Origin of the sequence: Hydrogenophaga sp. (genome assembly GCF_030158645.1) — a bacterium.
Classification (GTDB): domain Bacteria; phylum Pseudomonadota; class Gammaproteobacteria; order Burkholderiales; family Burkholderiaceae_C; genus Hydrogenophaga.
The window spans coordinates 1-19,897 of the sequence record NZ_JAOASO010000015.1 but is presented as its reverse complement, the minus strand read 5'-3'; the positions used below and the strand labels follow the sequence as shown (position 1 = coordinate 19,897).

Annotated in this window: 19 protein-coding genes; 12 read left to right on the top strand and 7 right to left on the bottom strand. The window is 66.2% G+C overall.

From position 1 onward, the window contains the following. The first annotated feature begins 2 nt into the window (after window positions 1-2). Both Q1W68_RS01265 and lapB read left to right on the top strand, forming a co-directional pair. The gene (locus Q1W68_RS01265; protein ID WP_300715467.1) at window positions 3-275 is read left to right on the top strand and encodes a lipopolysaccharide assembly protein LapA domain-containing protein; all 273 of its coding nucleotides are present in this window, start codon (window positions 3-5) and stop codon (window positions 273-275) included. Continuing rightward, window positions 265-1,410 (top strand): lipopolysaccharide assembly protein LapB, encoded by a 1,146-nt coding sequence (gene lapB, locus Q1W68_RS01260; RefSeq protein ID WP_300648251.1) that lies wholly within the window; start codon window positions 265-267, stop codon window positions 1,408-1,410. Before Q1W68_RS01265 ends, lapB begins: the two co-directional genes overlap by 11 nt. A 5-nt stretch (window positions 1,411-1,415) precedes the next feature. On the opposite strand, the gene Q1W68_RS01255 is transcribed toward lapB, so the two are convergent. Both Q1W68_RS01255 and Q1W68_RS01250 read right to left on the bottom strand, forming a co-directional pair. Next, window positions 1,416-5,003 (bottom strand): hydantoinase B/oxoprolinase family protein, encoded by a 3,588-nt coding sequence (locus tag Q1W68_RS01255; RefSeq protein ID WP_300715466.1) that lies wholly within the window; start codon window positions 5,001-5,003, stop codon window positions 1,416-1,418. A gap of 5 nt (window positions 5,004-5,008) precedes the next feature. Next, window positions 5,009-5,551 carry a winged helix DNA-binding protein gene (locus tag Q1W68_RS01250; RefSeq protein WP_300648247.1) on the bottom strand — a complete coding sequence of 181 codons (543 nt, stop codon included), beginning with the start codon at window positions 5,549-5,551 and terminating at the stop codon, window positions 5,009-5,011. A gap of 170 nt (window positions 5,552-5,721) precedes the next feature. Between Q1W68_RS01250 and Q1W68_RS01245 the strand changes: the two genes are divergently transcribed. The 6 genes from Q1W68_RS01245 (at window position 5,722) to Q1W68_RS01220 (ending at window position 11,264) form a co-directional block, all read left to right on the top strand. Beyond that, window positions 5,722-6,696 (top strand): TRAP transporter substrate-binding protein, encoded by a 975-nt coding sequence (locus Q1W68_RS01245; protein WP_300648246.1) that lies wholly within the window; start codon window positions 5,722-5,724, stop codon window positions 6,694-6,696. A gap of 156 nt (window positions 6,697-6,852) precedes the next feature. Further along, complete coding sequence (locus tag Q1W68_RS01240) at window positions 6,853-7,356, top strand: TRAP transporter small permease (protein WP_300648244.1); 504 nt, start codon at window positions 6,853-6,855, stop codon at window positions 7,354-7,356. Continuing rightward, window positions 7,349-8,644, top strand: a complete 1,296-nt coding sequence (locus Q1W68_RS01235; RefSeq protein ID WP_300715465.1) for a TRAP transporter large permease subunit — start codon at window positions 7,349-7,351, stop codon at window positions 8,642-8,644. Before Q1W68_RS01240 ends, Q1W68_RS01235 begins: the two co-directional genes overlap by 8 nt. Before the next feature lie 82 nt (window positions 8,645-8,726). Next, window positions 8,727-9,713, top strand: coding sequence for a recombination-associated protein RdgC (locus Q1W68_RS01230; protein WP_300715464.1), 987 nt, complete (start codon window positions 8,727-8,729; stop codon window positions 9,711-9,713). 19 nt (window positions 9,714-9,732) lie between these two features. Continuing rightward, on the top strand, window positions 9,733-10,098 hold the full coding sequence (gene crcB, locus Q1W68_RS01225) for a fluoride efflux transporter CrcB (RefSeq protein WP_300648310.1): 366 nt from the start codon (window positions 9,733-9,735) through the stop codon (window positions 10,096-10,098). Between the two features lie 95 nt (window positions 10,099-10,193). Next, complete coding sequence (locus tag Q1W68_RS01220) at window positions 10,194-11,264, top strand: flavodoxin family protein (protein ID WP_300648238.1); 1,071 nt, start codon at window positions 10,194-10,196, stop codon at window positions 11,262-11,264. Window positions 11,265-11,286: 22 nt separating this feature from the next. On the opposite strand, the gene Q1W68_RS01215 is transcribed toward Q1W68_RS01220, so the two are convergent. The 5 genes from Q1W68_RS01215 to Q1W68_RS01195 form a co-directional block, all read right to left on the bottom strand. After that, window positions 11,287-11,586, bottom strand: a complete 300-nt coding sequence (locus tag Q1W68_RS01215; protein WP_300715463.1) for a hypothetical protein — start codon at window positions 11,584-11,586, stop codon at window positions 11,287-11,289. A 5-nt stretch (window positions 11,587-11,591) separates the two neighbouring features. Next, window positions 11,592-11,846, bottom strand: coding sequence for a MoaD/ThiS family protein (locus Q1W68_RS01210; protein ID WP_300715462.1), 255 nt, complete (start codon window positions 11,844-11,846; stop codon window positions 11,592-11,594). A 15-nt stretch (window positions 11,847-11,861) separates the two neighbouring features. After that, window positions 11,862-13,205: an FAD-dependent oxidoreductase gene (locus Q1W68_RS01205; RefSeq protein WP_300715461.1), complete on the bottom strand. Its 1,344-nt coding sequence runs from the start codon at window positions 13,203-13,205 to the stop codon at window positions 11,862-11,864. A gap of 84 nt (window positions 13,206-13,289) precedes the next feature. Then, a complete protein-coding gene (locus tag Q1W68_RS01200; RefSeq protein WP_300715460.1) occupies window positions 13,290-15,137 on the bottom strand; it encodes an aldehyde ferredoxin oxidoreductase family protein in 1,848 nt (615 codons plus the stop codon). A gap of 27 nt (window positions 15,138-15,164) precedes the next feature. Next, window positions 15,165-15,641, bottom strand: a complete 477-nt coding sequence (locus tag Q1W68_RS01195) for a 4Fe-4S dicluster domain-containing protein (RefSeq protein WP_300662352.1) — start codon at window positions 15,639-15,641, stop codon at window positions 15,165-15,167. 386 nt (window positions 15,642-16,027) lie between these two features. Between Q1W68_RS01195 and Q1W68_RS01190 the strand changes: the two genes are divergently transcribed. The 4 genes from Q1W68_RS01190 to Q1W68_RS01175 form a co-directional block, all read left to right on the top strand. Then, window positions 16,028-16,495: a (2Fe-2S)-binding protein gene (locus tag Q1W68_RS01190; protein ID WP_300662349.1), complete on the top strand. Its 468-nt coding sequence runs from the start codon at window positions 16,028-16,030 to the stop codon at window positions 16,493-16,495. Between the two features lie 12 nt (window positions 16,496-16,507). Beyond that, the gene (locus tag Q1W68_RS01185) at window positions 16,508-18,889 is read left to right on the top strand and encodes a xanthine dehydrogenase family protein molybdopterin-binding subunit (protein WP_300715459.1); all 2,382 of its coding nucleotides are present in this window, start codon (window positions 16,508-16,510) and stop codon (window positions 18,887-18,889) included. Window positions 18,890-18,901: 12 nt separating this feature from the next. Next, entirely contained in the window at window positions 18,902-19,693 is a 792-nt protein-coding gene (locus Q1W68_RS01180; protein WP_300648226.1) for an FAD binding domain-containing protein, read from the top strand. Beyond that, the coding region (locus tag Q1W68_RS01175; RefSeq protein WP_300715458.1) for an AAA family ATPase at window positions 19,690-19,897 on the top strand (208 nt) is incomplete at its 3' end. The genes Q1W68_RS01180 and Q1W68_RS01175, both read left to right, overlap by 4 nt.

Here is a 19,897-nt window from a genome sequence, read left to right as displayed (position 1 = left end):
CCATTTTTTTTGTGTTGTTCGCCTTCGCGCTGAACAACCAGGACAGCGTGACGCTGAACCTGTTCTTCGGTGCCAGCTGGCAGGCTCCGCTGGTGTTGATCATGCTGGCCGCCCTGGTGGTGGGTGTTTTCCTGGGTGTGTTGGTCATGCTGCCGCTGTGGCTGCGGGCCAAGCGCTCGAGGCGGCGCGCGGCCTCGGCCGCTGCGGCCAACACCGCCTTTGATGCGGACTCCACCCTGTTTCCCGACCCCAGCGACCGCCGCCATGGACTTTGATTTCACCTGGCTGCTCTGGGGCCTGCCCCTGGCGTTTGCAGCGGGCTGGGGTGCTTCCCGCCTGGACCTTCGCCAGTGGCGCATGGAAAGCCGCCAGGCGCCCAAGGCCTACTTCCGCGGTCTGAACCACCTGCTCAACGAACAGCAGGACCAGGCGATCGACGCCTTCATCGAAGCCGTGCAGGGCGACCCCGACACGGCCGAGCTGCACTTCGCATTGGGCAACCTGTTCCGCCGACGCGGTGACTACGACCGTGCGGTGCGCGTGCACGAACACCTGCTGTCGCGCGCCGACCTCAGCAACAAGGACCGTGACCGCGCCCAGCATGCGCTGGCGCTGGATTTCCTCAAGGCCGGTCTGCTGGACCGTGCCGAGGCCGCACTCAACAAACTCAAAGGCTCGGCGTTCGAGGGCGAGGCCTTGCTGGCGCTGCTGGGCATCTATGAACGCTCGCGCGACTGGCCACAAGCCAAGGCGATCGCCCAACGGCTGGAAACAGCCGAACAAGGCAGTTTTTCCACCCGGCTGGCCCACTACCTGTGCGAAGAGGCCGACAACGCGCGGCGCAACGGCGACGCTGCACAGGCGCTGCGCCTCCTCGAAGAGGCCGTGCAACACGCACCGCAGCTCTCGCGCGGCTGGATGGCGCTGTCGGCCCACAAGGCGCAGAGCGGTGATGCGGCCGGCGCGTTTGAGGCCCTGCTGCGGCTGAACCAGCATGCGCCACAGGGATTGCCGTTGGCGGCCAGCGCGCTGGCCGACCTCGCTCGTCAAACAGGGCGGCAGAGCGAAGCGACAGCGGTGCTGCAGGCGAGCCACGAACGGGCGCCCTCGATCGACATCACGGAAGCGCTCGCGAGCCTGTGCAGCGAACCCGAGGCCATGCGCAACCGCTACCTCGACCACCTCGAACGCGAACCGTCGCTGGTCATCACAGCAAAGTGGCTGGCGGGCGAGAAGCTCTCCAGCGAAGTGGCACAGGTTCAGGTGCAGCGGTCGCTGGAGCAGGCCAGCGGGCCACTCAAGCGCTACCGCTGCGCGGCCTGTGGCTTCGAAGCGCGCCAGCACTTCTGGCAGTGCCCCGGCTGCCAGGCCTGGGACAGCTACCCGGCGCGCCGGGTGGAAGAGCTGTAGCCCCTTCAGGCCTCCCCAAAGCCGCCACCACCCGGCGTGTGGATCTCGAAGATGTCGCCAGGCTTCATCTCGGCCTGGCCGATGTGGTCCAGCGATTCCACCGAGCCGTCTGAACGCACCACGCGGTTGATGCCGACCTGCCCGGCCTGCCCACCGGCCATGCCGAAGGCGCCGTGCACGCGGCCGTTGGACAGGATGCTCGCTGTCATGTCTTCCAGAAAGCGCACACGGCGCACGCCGCCGTGGCCACCGTGCCAGCGGCCAGCGCCGCCCGAGCCTTCACGGATCTCATAGCTTTCCAATCGAACCGGAAAGCGGAACTCCAGCACCTCGGGGTCGGTCAGTCGCGAGTTGGTCATGTGCGTCTGCACGACGCTCGTGCCGTCAAAACCATCGCCCGCACCGCTGCCACCCGAGATCGTCTCGTAGTACTGGTGCTTCGCGTTGCCGAAGGTGAAGTTGTTCATGGTGCACTGGCTCGCCGCCATCACACCCAGCGCACCGTACAACGCATTGGTGATGCAACTGGACGTTTCCACGTTGCCCGCCACCACCGAGGCCGGCGGGTTGGGGTTGAGCATGGAGCCCGGCGGAATGATGACCTTGAGCGGCTTCAAACAACCCGCGTTGAGCGGGATGTCGTCGTCCACCAGCGTGCGGAACACGTAGAGCACAGCCGCCATGCACACCGCGGTGGGCGCGTTGAAATTGTTGGGTTGCTGGGCCGAGGTGCCGGTGAAGTCGATCTCTGCGCTGCGCTCGGCAGCGTTCACCCGCACCGCGACCTGGATCTGTGCGCCGTTGTCCAGCGGCAGCGTGAAAGCCCCGTCCTTCAGGCGCGTGATCACGCGGCGCACCGACTCTTCCGCGTTGTCCTGCACGTGGCGCATGTAGGCCTGCACGACATCCAGGCCGAACTGGTCGACCATCTTGCGCAGCTCCTGCACGCCTTTCTCGTTGGCCGCTATCTGCGCCTTGAGATCGGCCATGTTCTGCTGCGGGTTGCGGCTGGGGAATTCACCGCTCTGCAGCAGCGCCACCATCTCGGCCTCGCGCAGCACGCCACGGTCCACCAGCTTCACGTTGTTGATCTGCACGCCCTCTTCCTCGATGCGCGTGGAGAACGGCGGCATGGAGCCCGGCGTGGTGCCGCCGATGTCGGCATGGTGGCCGCGCGACCCCACATAAAAGGTCGGCTCGCCTCCCAGGTACACCGGCGTGATCACGGTCACGTCGGGCAGGTGCGTGCCGCCGTGGTAGGGATCGTTGAGCGCGTACACGTCGCCCGGTTGCATTTTTCCAGCGTTCTCGCGGATCACGGTCTTGATGCTCTCGCCCATGGAGCCCAGGTGCACCGGCATGTGCGGCGCGTTGGCGATCAGGTTGCCCTGGGCGTCGAACAATGCGCACGAGAAGTCCAGCCGTTCCTTGATGTTGACCGAGTAAGCCGTGTTCTGCAGCTGCAGACCCATCTGCTCGGCGATGTTCATGAACAGGTTGTTGAAGACCTCCAGCAGCACCGGGTCCACGGTGGTGCCCACGGCATAGGTCACGCTGCGCGGAATGCGGCGGTCCAGCACGAGGTGGTCGAGCGCGGTGAGCACGGCTTCCCAGCCCGGCTCCACCACGGTGGTGGCGTTCTTCTCGGCAATGATGGCCGGGCCGGGGATCACATCGCCCGGGCGCAGGTCTTCACGCACGACCAGCGCGGCGTCCAGCCACTGGCCGCCCGAGTACATGCGCACCGTCTCAACCCGGGGCACCTCGCGCGCCTCGTGGGTGTCGAAGCGCGGTTCTTTGGGCGCCACGCCCGGCACGACAGCCTCCACCGACACCGCCTCCACGATGAGCCGCTTGCCCTGCATGAGGAAGGCAAACCGCTGCCGGTAGGCGGCTTCAAAGCCGGCCTGGATCGCGTCCAGCGTGCCGTGGGGCACCACCAGGGCCGCATCGCTGCCCTCGTAGCGGACATGCACCCGGCGGTGCACGGTGACCGCGCCGACGTTGACCTGCTGACGCCCGAGTTCTGCTTGCGCGGCCTCGCCCAGGGCCTGCAGCTTCTCGGCAATCGAGGGCAGCGCCTCCTGCGACAAGGGCAGTTCCACCGCCTGCTCGCGGATCGCGTTCTGGTCGGCCAGGCCCATGCCGTAGGCGCTCAGCACACCCGCGAGCGGGTGCACGAACACACGCGTCATGCCCAGGGCGTCGGCCACCAGGCAGGCGTGTTGACCACCCGCGCCACCGAAACACTGCAAGGTGTAGCGCGTCACGTCGTAGCCCCGCGCCACCGAGATCTTCTTGATCGCGTTGGCCATCTGCTGCACGGCGATGTGGATGAAACCCTCGGCCACCTCGGCGGCATCGCGGCCGGTCTGCGAGGCGAGCTCGTTGAACTTCGCCTGCACCGCTTCGGCGCTCAGGGCTTCATCGGCCTTGGGGCCGAACACCTTGGGAAAGTGACGCGGCTGGATCTTGCCGAGCATCACGTTCGCGTCCGTCACAGCCAGTGGTCCACCCCGGCGGTAGCTGGCCGGCCCCGGGTTGGCGCCGGCGCTCTCGGGGCCCACGCGAAAGCGCGCGCCGTCGAACGACAGCAAGGACCCGCCACCCGCGGCCACCGTGTGGATGCTCATCATGGGCGCGCGCATGCGCACACCGGCCACCTGGGTTTCGAACTCGCGCTCGAACTGCCCTGCGTAGTGCGACACATCGGTGGAGGTGCCTCCCATGTCGAAGCCGATCACCTTCTCAAAACCCGCCAGGCCGGCCGTGCGCGCCATGCCCACGATGCCACCGGCGGGCCCGGACAGGATGGCGTCCTTGCCCTGGAAGGCATGGGCGTCGGTGAGGCCACCCGACGACTGCATGAAGAACAGCTTGACACCCGGCATGTCGCCAGCCACCTGCTCCACATAGCGGCGCAAGATGGGCGAGAGGTAGGCGTCCACCACGGTGGTGTCGCCGCGGCTCACGAACTTCATCATCGGGCTGGTCTCGTGCGAGGTGCTCACCTGCGTGAAGCCCAGCTCGCGCGCGATGCGGGCCGCTGCCTGCTCGTGCGCGGTGAAGCGGTAGCCGTGCATGAAGACAACGGCCACGCTGCGCAGGCCGCGGGCGTGCGCCGCCTGCAGATCGGCGCGAAGGGCGGCCTCATCCAGTGCCTGCAACACCTCGCCTTGCGCACCGAGCCGCTCCTGCGCCTCGATCACTTCGGCGTAGAGCAGCTCGGGCAAAACAATGCGCCGGTCAAACAGGCGTGGTCGGTTCTGGTACGCGATGCGCAAGGCATCGCGGAAACCGCGCGTGGTCACCAGCAGCGTGGGCTCGCCCTTGCGTTCGAGCAGCGCGTTGGTGGCCACGGTGGTGCCCATCTTCACGCACTCCACTTGGTCGGGCGTCACCGGCTCACCCGGCTTCAAGCCGAGCAGGTGGCGGATGCCGGCCACCGCCGCGTCGCGGTACTGCTCCGGGTTTTCGGACAGCAGCTTGTGCGTGATGAGCGAGCCATCGGGGCGCTTGCCAACGATGTCGGTGAAGGTGCCGCCGCGGTCGATCCAGAACTGCCAGCGGGGGTCGATGTGGGTCGTCGTCATGGTGTTCACAAAGATGCGGCAGACCGGGCTGCCTGGTCGTAGATGCCGGAGAGCACGCGCAACAGGCGTGCGAGCTCTCCGATGTCGTGGTTGAGCGCGTCGTCGGCCTTGAGTGCGTTGATGAGGCAGCTGTCGCGGATCTCGCGGTAGCGCGTCACATAGGCCTTGCCTTCTTCGGTGGGACCGTAGGTGACTTCCTTGCCGTTCTTGCTGGAGAGCACCACACCCAACGCCTGCAGCTTCTTCAAGGAATAGTTGATGAGGTGCGTGTCTTCCACGTTCATGATGAACGCGATGTCGGCCAGGCGTTTGTCGCGTGCGCGGTGCGTCACGTGGTGCAGCACCAGCACGTCCAGCGCCGTGAGGTCCTTGAGGCCGGCCGCGCTCATGCAGTGCACCACCCAGCGGTGAAACGCATTGCCCGAGACGATGAGGCCGAATTCGAACTCGCTCATCTCTGCGCTGTGCGGCGACACCAGGTGCGCCGAGGACACGATGGGTTGCGATGGCAGTGCAGGTGGCTTGGTGTTTGCTTTGGTACGGGCCATGGTGTGGGATGCCTTGAAGAGGTGCGGAGCAGTTTATGTTTTTTGCCGACGATTTACCATTAATTTGTTGACATATAGGGAAAACACCGATCACACTTCGTCCGCTCGCCGATAGAGTCCATCCGCTGCCCTGTCCCTCAGTTCCCACCCCATTCAACGGAGCCTTCAACATGAAACGTCGTCTGTTCAGCGTCACCCTGGCCGCCTCTGCGCTGGCCCTGAGCCTGCCCGCCACCGCCCAGACCAAGTGGGATCTGCCGGCCGCCTACCCGGCCACCAACTTCCACTCCGTGAACCTGGCCGCGTTTGCAGCCGACGTTCAGAAGGCCACCGGCGGCAAGCTGCAGATCACGGTGCACCCGGGCGCGTCGCTGTTCAAGGCACCCGAGATCAAGCGCGCCGTGCAAGGCGGACAAGCGCAGATCGGCGAAATCCTCCTGGCCGCTTACCAGAACGAATGGCAGATGTTCGGCGCCGACGGCCTGCCCTTTCTGGCCACCAGCTACGCCGACTCCATGAAGCTCTACCAGGCGCAGAAGCCCATCCTGGAGAAGAAGCTGGCCGAACAAGGCATGACCCTGCTCTACACCGTGGCCTGGCCACCGCAGGGCATTTACAGCAAGAAGCCTGTGATGAGCGGCGCCGACCTCAAAGGCAGCAAGTGGCGCGCGTACAGCCCGTCCACCTCGCGCATCGCCGAACTGGTGGGCGCGCAGCCGGTCACGGTGCAGGCCGCCGAGCTGTCGCAAGCGCTGGCCACCGGCGCGGTCGAAACCAACATGACCTCGGGCGCCACCGGTGTGGACAGCAAGCTGTATGAGCACCTGAAGTTCTACTACGACGTGCAGGCCTGGTTGCCCAAGAACGCGGTCATCGTGAACAAGCGCGCGTTTGACGCGCTGGACAAGCCCACGCAGGACGCGCTGCGCAAAGCCGGCGCCGATGCCGAAGCACGCGGCTGGGCCGCTTCTCAAAAGGTCAACACCGACACGCTGGCCATCCTCAAGACCAACGGCATGGCGGTGGAGCCGCCCTCGGCCGCGCTCAAGGCCGACATGCAGAAGGTGGGCGAAACCATGCTCAAGGAATGGCTGGAGAAGGCCGGTCCCGAGGGCCAGGCGATGCTGGACGCGTACAAGAAGTAATCACCCCCGCCGCGCAGGTGTGGGGACCACCCCCGCCGCGCTCCGCGCGACCCCCTTAGGGGGCGGCACCTGCGGCCTGGCAGAGCCAGTTCCGCGGTGCCCGCTGGGTTGGACCCGGGCATGCGCAACGGGTCATTCAACTGAAGTCACATTCCCATGCGCAAACTCCTCGATTCCCTCTACCTCGGCGCGGCCTGGCTGGCCGCACTGTTCATGATCGGCGTGCTGGTCATGGTGCTGCTCTCCATGCTGGGGCGCATGCTCCAGTTCTACGTGCCCGGCACCGACGCTTACGCCGGCTACGCCATGGCGGGTGCCGGCTTTCTGGCGCTGGCCCACACGCTCAAGAGCGGTGAACACATCCGCGTGACGCTGATCATCGGCAAGCTCACGGGCGGCGCCCGGCGCGGGCTGGAGTTGTGGTCACTCACCGTGGCTGTGCTGCTGGCAGGGTTGCTCGCTTTCTACACCTGGCGCCTGTCGTGGCAGTCGCACCAGTTCCACGACATCTCCACCTCGGCCGACGCCACGCCGCTGTGGATTCCGCAGATCCTCATGGCCGTGGGCACCACGGTGATGCTGATCGCCTTCATCGACGAGTGGGTGCTGGAGCTCCTGCGCAAACGCTCACACAACAGCGTGGAGACCCGCCATGAATGAACTGCTCGTCACCTCGCTGCTGATCGTGGCGCTGTTTGCCCTGCTGGGCAGCGGCGTGTGGATCGGCCTCACGCTCGCGGGCGTGGCCTGGATCGGCATGGAGATGTTTTCCTCGCGCCCCGCGGGCGACGCCATGGCCATCACCATCTGGGGCTCGGCCAGCAGCTGGACGCTGACCGCGCTGCCGCTCTTCGTGTGGATGGGCGAGATCCTGTTCCGCACCAAGTTGTCCGAGAGCATGTTCCGCGGCCTCGCACCCTGGGTCAACGCCCTGCCCGGCCGTCTGCTGCACACCAACATCCTGGGCAGCACCATCTTTGCCGCCGTCTCCGGATCGTCGGCCGCCACGTGCGCCACCATCGGGAAGATGACCATCCCCGAGCTCACCCGGCGCGGCTACCCGCCCGAGAAGATCGTGGGTTCGCTGGGCGGTGCCAGCACGCTGGGCCTTCTCATTCCACCGTCGATCATCATGATCGTCTACGGGGTGGCGGCCGAGGTGTCGATCGCCAAGCTGTTCGTGGCGGGTGTGCTGCCCGGCCTCATGCTGGCCGGCCTGTTCAGCGGCCACCTGATGATCTGGGCCTTGCTCAACCCGAAACAGGTGCCCAAGAGCGACGTGAACATGACGCTGGCGCAGAAGCTCAGCGAATCGCGCCACCTGATCCCGGTGATCCTGCTCATCGGCGGTGTGATCGGCACCATTTACACCGGCATCGCCACCGCCACCGAAGCGGCGGCCGTGGGCGTGGTGGGTGCGCTCATCCTCTCGGCGGCGCAAGGCTCATTGAACTGGGCCACGTTTCGCGACTCCTTGCTGGGCGCCACGCGCCTCTATTGCATGATCGCGCTGATCCTCGCGGGGGCGGCCTTCCTCACGCTGGCCATGGGCTACATCGGTCTGCCGCGCCACCTCGCCGAGTTCGTCACCGGGCTGGGTCTGTCGCCTGGCGTGCTGCTGCTGGCGCTCGCGCTGTTCTACATCCTGCTCGGTTGCTTCCTGGACGGCATCTCCATGATTGTGCTGACCATGGGCGTGATCCTGCCCACGGTCACCGCCGCCGGCATCGACCTGATCTGGTTCGGCATCTTCGTGGTGATCGTGGTTGAGATGGCGCAGATCACGCCGCCCGTGGGCTTCAACCTGTTTGTGCTGCAGGGCATGACGAAGCGCGAAATCACCTGGATCGCCAAGGTCTGCATGCCCTACTTCTTCCTCATGGTGCTGGCGGTCATGCTGCTGTGGTGGTTTCCGCAGATCGTGACCTGGCTGCCCTCCAGGATGTGAAGTCGCCATCCCCTAAGATGCAAGGCCCGCCACTTCCCAAAGTGGCGGGCCTTTTTTGTATTGCCGATCAACAAGGAATTCCGTGTTCAAGAATGTGACGATCTACCGCATCGCGCCCGGCTGGAGCGCAACGGTGGCAGACATGGAGGCCGCGCTCGACGCGGCCCGTTTCAAACCCTGCGGCGCCACGCAGGACAAATCGGTCGGCTGGGTGGAGCCGCGCGGTGAGGCCCACGGCCCGCTGGTGGAATCGGTGGCCGGCCAACGCATCCTCAAACTCCAGATCGAGACCAAGGGCGTGCCCGGCTCGGTGGTGAAAAAGAAGGCGCAGGAAGAAGCCGACCACATCGAGGCCACCACCGGCCGCAAGCCCGGCAAGAAGGAAACCAAGGCCCTGCGCGAAGACGCGCTGCTGGCCCTGCTGCCCCAGGCGTTTGCACGCCAGATGAACGTGTGGGTCTGGCTCGATCTGGAGAACGGCTGGCTGGTCACGGACGCCAGCAGCCAGGGCAAGATCGACGAGGTGGTGACGGCGCTGGTGCGCGCCTTTGACGGCCTCGTCATCACCCTGCTGCAGACCGCCGTGACGCCGCAGACCGCCATGACGCAATGGTTGTCGGCCACCACCCCGGACGAATGGCCGGGCGGTTTTGCGGTGGAGCGCGAATGTGAACTCAAGTCGGGCGACGAAGAAAAGTCGTCGGTGAAGTTCACCCGCCACAACCTCGCCACCGACGAGGTGCGCCAGCACATCACCGAGGGCAAGCTGCCCACGCGCCTGGCGCTGAGCTGGGAAGGCCGCATCGGCTTTTTGCTCACCGAATCGCTGCAGCTGAAAAAGATCAACTTCCTCGAAGGCGTGTTCGACGGCCGACCCGACGAAGGTGAAAACGGTTTCGACGCCGACGTGGCCCTGTCCACCGGCGAACTGCAGAAACTGCTGCCCGAACTGGTGGACGCGCTGGGTGGCGAGATGGCGTTTGGCGCTGCGCCCGCGAGTGACGCACCGGCTGCGGTGCAGCCCGCTGCCGTGACCACCGACGGCGACGACGAAGGCCCACCCTTCTGAGCCCTGAGCCATGAACACCCTGCCCAGCGTCATCGCCATCTGCCTGGGCGCCTGCGTGGGCGCGCTGGCCAGATGGCGGCTGGGCTTGTGGCTCACCACACCCGGCGCGCTGCTGCCCTGGGGCACGCTGGCGGCCAACTGGATCGGCGCCTATGCCATCGGCCTCGCTTTCGCGTTCTTCCAGGCGCAGCCGCAACTCGACCCGGTGTGGCGGCTGGCCATCGTCACGGGCCTGCTGGGCGCGCTCACCACCTTCTCCACGTTTTCCATCGAAGTGATCACGCTGCTGCAACAAGGCCGCGTGTTGATGGCCAGCGGTGTGGCCGGGCTGCACCTGTTCGGCTCGCTGCTGCTGACCTGGCTGGGCATCAAGACGCTGGGCTGAAACATGCGCCACCGGCTGCGGGGCCGGTTCGGTAGCGAACAGACGTGAAGCCGCCCTGCGTCGACAGTGGGCTCCCTCGAACCTGAGCCCGCACCATGACCACCATCCGCACCGGGCAAGCACCCGACACCCTGAGCCGCGAAACGTTTGGTGCGCGTTTCCGCGCATCCTTCATCGACCCGGCCTACCGGGCCGAAGACGCGGCCATCGTCCGCATGGAAGCGATCGCCTGGGAGGCCTACAACGAAGGCCGCAAGGCACCTTTCACACAGAAGGCGGGCGCGGGCTACACCGACCCGGCCTACGATCTCTCGACGGAATGGGTGGCCACGAAGGCCCGCATCGACGCGGCGCAGGCACGCTGGGCGCTGGCCGACACCCCCACCCGCGCGCTGCTGGTCTGCGGCTCGGCGCGCAACGACGGCACCTGCCCCGGCGAGATGTCCAAGAGCTTTCGACTCACGCAGATCGCGCGCGAAGCGCTGGAGGCCGCCGGCGTGGAGTGCGATGTGCTGGACCTGAGTCTGGTCACGTCCGAATACCAGCTCCACATCCACCCCTGCAAGGGCTGCGTGTCCACCGCCATGCCGCTGTGCCACTGGCCCTGCAGCTGTTACCCCAACCACGCGCTGGGCCAGACGCACGACTGGATGGCCGAGATCTACGAGCGCTGGACCGCCGCGCACGCGGTGCTGATCGTCACCCCGGTCTACTGGTACCAGAGCCCGGGCCCGCTCAAGCTGATGATCGACCGCCTGGTGTGTGCCGACGGCGGCAACCCGGACCCGACTTCCACCGGTGGCAAGCAGGCTGCGCTGGCCAAAACGCTCGAGATGGCGGGCTGGGACTACCCCAAGCACCTGGCCGGCCGGGCCTACGGCGTGGTGGTCCACGGCGACGTGGCGGGCATTGAAGGCTCCCGCCGATCGCTGTGCGACTGGCTCGACTGGATGGGCTTCGTCGACGCCGGCGCGGTGGCCCGGCTGGATCGCTACATCGGCTACTTTGAGCCCTACGCCACCAGCCACGAGGCGCTCGACCGCGATCTCGATGTGCAGGAAGAAACGCGGCAGGCCGCCCAGGCCCTGGCTGCGGTGGCTGCCGATCTGCGCGGCGGCCGCCTGCAGGCCTTGCAGCCCGATCGCCCCCGGCCACGACCCAAGTGAACCTGCGCAGGGCGGGCTGGCCTCAGCCCCCGCCGCGCTGCATGTAGAGGTCGAAGCGTTTCATGAAGGCGTAGCGCTGCTCGGCGTCCAGTCCTCTGAACACAAAGCTCACCCGAAGCACCGGCATGCGCATGAGCGCGATCACGCGCGGCGGCTGCGGCGCCCAGCTCACCGAGAGCCGCCCGGGCGGCACCTCGATGTCGGCTTGACTGCCCTCGCGGCGCCACACGCACGCGCCCACCGCCGCTGGCAACCAGCCCAGCCACTCGGCCTCGGTGCAGCCCATGTCGCGCTTGAAGCGCTCTGCATAGCTCGACTGCACAGCCCTCAGCCTCCGGCAATCGGCGGCCAGATGGCCAGCACATCGCCCTCGACCAGGGTCGCACTCAAGCGGTCTTCGGGCTGGATGTACTTGCCATTGACCAGCACCAGATGCACCAGCTTGGGCGGCAGGCCGAAGGGTTCGATGATTTGGCTGATGGGTGTGGCCGGGTCGATGTCCAGCGACACCTGGTTGCTGCGCCGGGCCTCGGGGGGCAGGTAGTCGGTGAGGGTGGCGAAGAGCTTGAAAGTGATGTTCATGAAACCGTTTCTATCTCAGCGGCGACGCTCATCCGCAGCACCCGCCCACTGCCCCTGCCCCTGTGCACTGGCCAGGTAGGCGTCCATCAACTTGGTCGGGTCGTGCATGAGGCGGTCTTTCCACTCGCCCAGCTTCACCTGGCCTTCCACCAAACCGCGCATCACGCCCACGTGCTCGGTCCAACCCACCGAGTTGCAACCCACCATCACGTCGTCCTTGAATTGGAGGCTCAGGTGGCGGCCACCGGCCTTGTCGGTGAGCTCGGCGTGTTCACCGCCGGGCACACCTTCCCAGTTGCCGAAGCTGGTGGAAATGAGGCCCAGCGTGTCGAGCACGTTGATCTGCGTCACGCCCTTGAGGTCGGCCTTCTGGCCCACCATGTTGAGCGCGGCCACGCGCGCCTGCTCGGCGGCGTTGGGCTGGATGGCGCTCACGATGGTCTTGCCGCTGACCTTGTCAAACGCTTCGGCGCAATCACCGGCGGCGTAAATGCCGGGCACATTGGTCTGCAGGTGCTCGTCGGTGAGCACACCCACCAGGCAGGTGATGCCGGAATCTTTCAGAAACCCGATGGCCGGGCGCACGCCGGTAGCGCTGATCACCAGATCGGCTTCCACCGTCTGACCGCCCGAGAGCTTCACGCGCAGGCCCTTGGCGGGCTCGGACGAGCCCAGACCCATGGCACTGGCCAGCTTGCCGACGATGCCGGAGGGCTCGTTGGTGGCGACCTCGATCGCTTCGACCTTGGTGCCGGTGAACACCTTCACGCCCTTCTTCTCGCACCAGTCGCGGATCATGCCGCCGGCCGTGGGGCCCATCATGCGCGGCACCATGCGGTCGCCCATCTCCACCACGCTCAGTTCCACGCCGCGCGCAGCCAGGGCCTCCATGATGATGCAGCCGATGAAGCCGGCGCCCATCTGCAGCACGCGGGCGCCCGGTTTGGCCAGGGCCATGATGGCGCGCGCGTCTTCCAGCGTCCAGCAGGGGTGCACGCCGGGCGAGTCCATGCCGGGAATCGGCGGGCGCACAGGGTGCGAACCGGTGGCGATCAGCAGCTTGTCGAACGACAGTGTCTTGCCGTTGTCCAGCGTGACGGTGCGCGCTTGCGCGTCCACCTTGGTGGCGCGGCCGGGCACCTGGTCGATGCGCAGATCGGTGTAGTGCGTGAGGCTCTTGCGCAGGTAGGTGCCGGTTTCCTTGACGTTGCCGATCAGCAGGTAGGGAATGGCCATGCGCGAATACGGTGGCTCGGCCTCGTCGCCCACCAGGGTGATGGTGTCGGCGGGGGCGTGCTTGCGGATGGTCTCGGCGGCAATGACACCGGCGGGGCCAGCGCCCAGGATGACGTGGTGCATGTCGTGTCTCCTCGAAAAAAAAGAAAGGGGGCAGCGTGGTGACTGCCCCCTGGGTTCAGGCCAAAGGATGCTGCGGACCGAACCTCACAGGCTCAAGCGCGCCCGGGTCTCGGCGGTGGGGCGGCCTTCGGTGTCCCAGCCGCGTGCGGCGTAGTACTTGGGCAGCATCTCGGGCAGCTTGCTGACCATGCCTTTGGAGGCACCGGTCTTGGCGGCTTCGGTCAGCAGTCGCTTGGGCAGGCTGTCGTCCTTGGCCGTGAAGCCGGCGGCGTTGTTGAACTCGCGCTCCATGTTCCAGATGCGCTCACCGATCTTCTCCAGCTCTTCGGTGGTGAACTCTTCGTTGCACGCGGCCTGCAGCTGCGGTGCCAGATCGGCCACGCCCCAGGCGAAGGTGGTGAAAACGCACAGGCCCGATGAGTCGAACGCGGCGGTGGCGTCCTGGAACGCCTTGACCAGCTCCGGCTTGCCTTCGCTCTCGACCGGATCGGTCTTGACCGGGATGCCCAGCACTTCTGAGGCGATGGTGTAGCCGCGCAGGTGGCAGGCACCGCGGTTGGAGGTGGCGTACGCCAGGCCGATGCCCTGGATCGCGCGACCGTCGTAGGCCGGGAATTCCTGGCCCTTGACGCTCATCGACAGGTCGGGGTGACCGTACTTCTTGGTCAGACGGGCCGAGCCCAGGCCGATTTCCTTGCCGAAGCCTTCGCCCTTGGCGGTGATCTCGGCAAAGTGGGCCAGCGCTTGCGCCGAGCCGAACTTGGCGTCGATGCCGAGTTGCTCCTTGGTGAGCACACCCATCTCGTAGAGCTCCATCACCGCGCCCACGGTGGCACCGAAACTGATGGGATCAAACCCTTCTTCGTTGCACAGCAGGTTGGCGTATTGCAGGGCTTCCAGATCGTTCACGCCGTTGGCTGCGCCCAGCGCCCAGGCCGCTTCGTATTCCAGGCCGCCATTGGCGCCCCAGTACTGCGGCTTGTTCTTCACGGTGAAGTGGCCTTCGTCCATCTTGCTGATGCGGCCGCACGCGATGGTGCAGCCAAAGCAAGCCTGGTTGGTCACCAGGTGCTTCTTGCCGTCGCTCTCGCGCGGCGTGACCATGGCTTCGGCCGAGATGTCCTTGGCGCCTTCGAACTGCACATCGCGGTGGTTGCGGGTGGGCAGCGCGCCGATCTCGTTGATCACGTTCATGAGCACCTGGGTGCCGTAGGCCGGCAGGCCCTGACCCGTCACGGCATTCTCGGCCAGGATCTTCTTCTTCTCGAAGGTGGTCTTCATGAAAGCCTTGGGGTCGCGGATGTTGCCCACGCCCTTGGTGCCGCGCACCGCAATCGCCTTCAGGTTCTTGCTGCCCATGACGGCGCCCACGCCCGAGCGGCCGGCCGCGCGGTGCAGGTCGTTCACCACGGCCGCGTACAACACGCCGTTCTCACCGGCCTTGCCGATGCTCGACACGCGCACCAGTGGGTCCTGCAGGCTGGACTTGAGGACTTCCTCGGTCTTCCAGACGCTCTGGCCCCAGAGGTGACCTGCGTCGCGCAGTTCCACTTCGTCGTCGTTGATGTAGAGGTACACCGGCTTCGGGGACTTGCCCTCGAAGATGATCATGTCCCAGCCGGCCATCTTGAGCTCGGCGCCCCAGTAGCCGCCCGAGTTCGAGCAGGCAATGGCGCCGGTCAGCGGGCCTTTGGTGATGACGGTGTAACGGCCGCCGGTGGAGGCCATCGTGCCGGTCAATGGGCCGGTGGCCCAGATGATCTTGTTCTCAGGCGACAGCGGGTCGACCTTGGGGTCGACCTCGGTCACCAGGTACTTGCTGCCCAGACCGCGCGAGCCGATGTAGGAACGTGCCCACTCGGTGTTCAGCGCTTCGGTCTTCACGGTGCCCGCGGTCAGGTTGACGCGGAGGATTTTTCCAGCCCATGACATGTTGATGCTCCTTTTGTGTGGGTGGGATTACGCTGCGGACGGCTGGTTGCCCAGCTTGTCGGCCCACTGCTTCATCTTGTCCATGCCGGTCCAGTTGGCATCAATGAACGTGATGGCGGCGGTCGGGCAGGCTTCGGCGCAGGCCGGCTCGCCACCGCAGAGGTCGCACTTCTGGACCTTGCCGGTTTCCTGCACGTAGTTGATGGTGCCGAACGGGCAGGCGATGGTGCAGACCTTGCAACCCACGCAGGTGGTCTCGTTCACCACCTTGGCGCCCGTCACCTTGTCCACCGTGATCGCCTCCACCGGGCAGGCGTGCAGGCACCAGGCCTCGTCGCACTGCGTGCAGGTGTAGGGCACCTTTTTGCCGGTGTGGTGGAAATCAAAAACCTTGATGCGCGACTTCGAGGTGGCGTAGGTGCCGTAGTTCTCGAACGAGCAGGCCATTTCGCACTGCAAACAGCCAGTGCACTTGTCGGGGTTGATGTGAAGGACTTTTTGCATCGTTGTCTCCGGGTGTGGGTAGAGGCCCGTCGTGCGGCTTGTTATGCAGACCTCTTCATACGATTGTTTGGTTGTGCCTGCGTTTCAGTTTCAGGGTTTACCCGCAACTTCTCCGCGCCCATTTAAAAAGTCTCAGATTGAGACACCGGGGGGCCCTGCATGAGACAACCCATGTCCGACCGGATTGGTCGGGGAAGCCGGTGTATGAATTGAATTGCATAGGAAATCCAATTAATTCCCGCAACCCTGTTCATTGGCATTCGAAGGCCATTCGTCTCAATTTGAGAAAGATTGAAACGGCCCAATTCAATTGAGGGTTATCACTCAATTCGGCGGTCAATCGAGCGTGTTTCACTCCCCCTCGCCCACAACACAAGGAGACCGACATGCAGGTTCAGATCCGGGTCAACGGCAAGGCCGTGACCGTCGATGCACCACCCCACACGCTGCTGGTTCAAACCCTGCGCGAGCACCTCAAGCTCACCGGCACCCACGTGGGTTGCGACACGGCGCAATGCGGTGCCTGCACGGTGCTGCTCGACGGCCGCGCGGTGAAGTCCTGCAACATGCTGCTGGCGCAGGCCGCCGGCAGCGAAGTCACCACCATCGAAGGGCTGGCCGCTGCCGACGGGACCATGCACCCCATGCAGGCCGCGTTCAAGGACTGCCACGGTCTGCAGTGCGGCTTCTGCACGCCCGGCATGGTGTTGAGCGCGGTGAGCCTGTGCAAGACCCATCCCAACGCCAGTGCCCAGGACATCCGCGAGGGCCTGGAAGGCAACCTGTGCCGCTGCACCGGTTATCAAAACATCGTCAAGGCCGTGCAGCAGGGTGCTGCGGGCGTGAAGGCATAAGGAGCCAGCAACATGGGTGCCATCGACTTCGCCAAGCTCCCCCACATCGGGGAATCCCTCCTGCGCAAGGAGGACTACCGCTTCCTCACCGGTGCGGGCCAGTACACCGACGACATCGTGCTCGCCAACATGCGCCAGGCGGTGTTCGTGCGCTCGCCGCACGCCCACGCCCGCATCGTCGGCATCGACAAGACCGCCGCACTGGCCGCGCCCGGTGTGGTCGGCATCTTCGACGGTGAAGACGTGGCTGCCGACAAGATCGGCGGCCTGCCCTGCGGCTGGCTGATCACCGACACCCAGGGCCAGCCCATGAAGGAGCCGCCCCATCCCATCCTGGCGCACGGCAAGGTGCGCTATGTGGGCGACCACGTGGCGATGGTGGTGGCCGAGACGCTGGAACAGGCGAAGAACGCCGCCGAGCTGGTGGTGGTGGACTACGAAGCGCTGCCCGCCGTGGTGGACGTGCGCGATGCCATGAAGCCCGGCGCCGCCGCACTGCACGACGCTACGCCCGGCAACCACTGCTACAAGTGGTCCATTGGTGACCAGGGCCAGGTGGACGCTGCGTTCGCCAACGCCGCGCACGTGACCAGGATCGACCTGATCAACAACCGGCTCGCGCCCAACCCGATGGAGCCGCGCGCGGTGATCGGCTCGTACAACCGCGCCGGCGACGACTACACGCTGTACGTGGCGAACCAGAACCCCCATGTGGAGCGCCTGCTGCTCACCGCTTTCGTGATGGGCCTGCCCGAGCACAAGGTGCGCGTGATCGCGCCCGACGTGGGCGGCGGCTTCGGCGCCAAGATCTACCTGTATGCCGAAGACGTTTGCCTCACCTGGGCCGCCAAAAAGCTCAACTGCGCGATCAAGTGGAACTGCGACCGCTCGGAGGCGTTTCTGTGCGACGCGCACGGCCGCGACCACGTGACCCACGCCGAGATGGCGCTTGACAAGGACGGCAAGTTCCTCGCCTTCAAGGTGCACACCGACGCCAACCTCGGCGCCTACCTCTCCACCTTCTCCACCGCCGTGCCGACCATCCTGTACGCCACGCTGCTCGCCGGCCAGTACAAGACGCCGCAGGTGTATGTGGAGGTCGATGCGTGGTTCACCAACACCGCGCCGGTGGACGCTTACCGGGGCGCCGGCCGGCCCGAGGCCACCTACCTGCTGGAGCGCATCGTGAGCCGCGCCGCTTGGGAGACCGGCCTGTCGCAGGACGAGATCCGCCGGCGCAACTTCATCACCGAGTTCCCCTACCAGACACCGGTGGCGCTGCAATACGACACGGGTGACTTCCCGGCCTGCCTCGACAAGGCCAACCAGTTGGCCGACATTGCCGGCCTTCCGGCACGCAAGGCGGCGTCTGCCGCCAAGGGCCTGGTGCGCGGCATCGGGTATTCCAGCTACATCGAGGCCTGCGGTCTGGCGCCATCCAACATCGCCGGCGCACTCGGCGCGCGCGCCGGCCTGTTTGAGTGCGGCGAAGTGCGCGTGCACCCCACCGGCAGCGTCACCGTGTTCACCGGATCGCACAGCCATGGCCAGGGCCACGAGACCACCTTCGCGCAGGTAGTGGCCTCCCGCCTGGGCCTGGATCCGTCGCAGGTCGACATCGTGCACGGCGACACCGGCCGCGTGCCCTTCGGCATGGGCACCTACGGCTCACGCTCCATCTCGGTGGGCGGTGCGGCCATCATGCGGGCGCTCGACAAGATCGAGGCCAAGGCCAAGAAGATCGCAGCCCACCTCATGGAAACGGGCGACGCCGACGTGGACTTTGCCAACGGCGAGTTCACCGTGAAAGGCACCGACAAGAAGGTCACCTTCGGCCAGGTGGCGCTCACCGCCTATGTGCCGCACAACTACCCGCTGGACAAGCTGGAGCCGGGCCTGAACGAAACCGCGTTCTACGACCCGACCAACTTCACCTACCCCGCCGGCACCCACATCTGCGAGGTCGAGATCGACCCCAACACCGGCGTGGTGCGGGTCGACCGCTTCACCGCCGTGGACGACTTCGGCACCATCATCAACCCGATGATTGTCGAGGGACAGGTGCACGGCGGCCTGGTGCAGGGCATCGGGCAGGCCCTCATGGAGCAGTGCGTGTACGACCGCGAAACCGGCCAGCTCGTGACCGGTTCGTTCATGGACTACGCCATGCCGCGCGCCGACGATTTCCCCGAGTTCACCCTGGGCCACGTGTGCACGCCCTGCACCACCAACCCGCTGGGGACCAAGGGTTGCGGCGAAGCCGGTGCCATCGGCTCGCCACCGGCGGTGATCAACGCGGTGCTGGATGCCCTGGCGCCGCTGGGCGTCAAAGACCTCGACATGCCGGCCAGCCCGAACCGTGTGTGGACGGCCATCCAGTCCGCCAAGCCATAAGGAGACCACACCATGTACGCATTCACCCTTGAACAACCCACCACCCTGGCCGACGCCAAACGCCTGACCGCGGGCGGCGCGCAGGCCCTGGCCGGTGGCCAGACCATGCTCGCCTCGATGAAGCAGCGGCTCATGCAGCCCGAACAGCTGGTGGATCTCGGCCATGTGGCCGAGCTGCGCGGCATCAAGGTGGCGGGTCAGAACGTCGTCATCGGCGCCATGACCCGCCACCAGGAAGTGGCCAACCACGCCGACGTGCGCAAGCACATCCCCGGGCTGGCCGCGCTGGCCGACGGCATCGGCGACCGCCAGGTGCGTGCCATGGGCACCATGGGCGGCTCGGTGGCCAACAACGACCCCGCCGCCTGCTACCCCAGCGCGGTGCTGGGCCTGGGCGCCACGGTGCACACCGACCGCCGCACCATCGCCGCCGACGATTTCTTCCAGGGCCTCTACACCACGGCCCTCGATGCGGGTGAGCTGATCACCGCGATCAGTTTCCCCGTGCCCACCAGATCGGCGTACGCCAAGTTCCGCCAGCCCGCTTCGCGCTTTGCGCTGGTGGGCGTCTTCGTGGCACAGACCGCGGGCGGCGTGCGCGTGGCCATCACCGGCACCGGCAACGGCGTGTTCCGCCACGCGGGGTTGGAGGCAGCGCTCAACCAGCGCTTCACGCCCGATGCGGTGGACGCGGTGGTGATCGACGCCAGCGAGATCAACGGCGACCTCCACGCGAGCCAGGCCTACCGCACGCACCTCATCAAGGTGCAGACGCAGGTGGCGGTGGCGCTGGCCAACGCGTGAGCACGTCGCCCGCCACCCCGGCTGTGGACTCCATCGACAGCCTGACCCACGCCCTGCAAGGCGTGGGATACCACGCACCACGGCGGCTGGCCACCGCCGTGTTCCTCGCGATCAAGCTGCAGCGCCCGCTGCTGCTCGAAGGCGAACCCGGCGTGGGCAAGACCGAGCTGGCCAAGGCCCTGGCCCGGGTGCTGAGCCGACCGC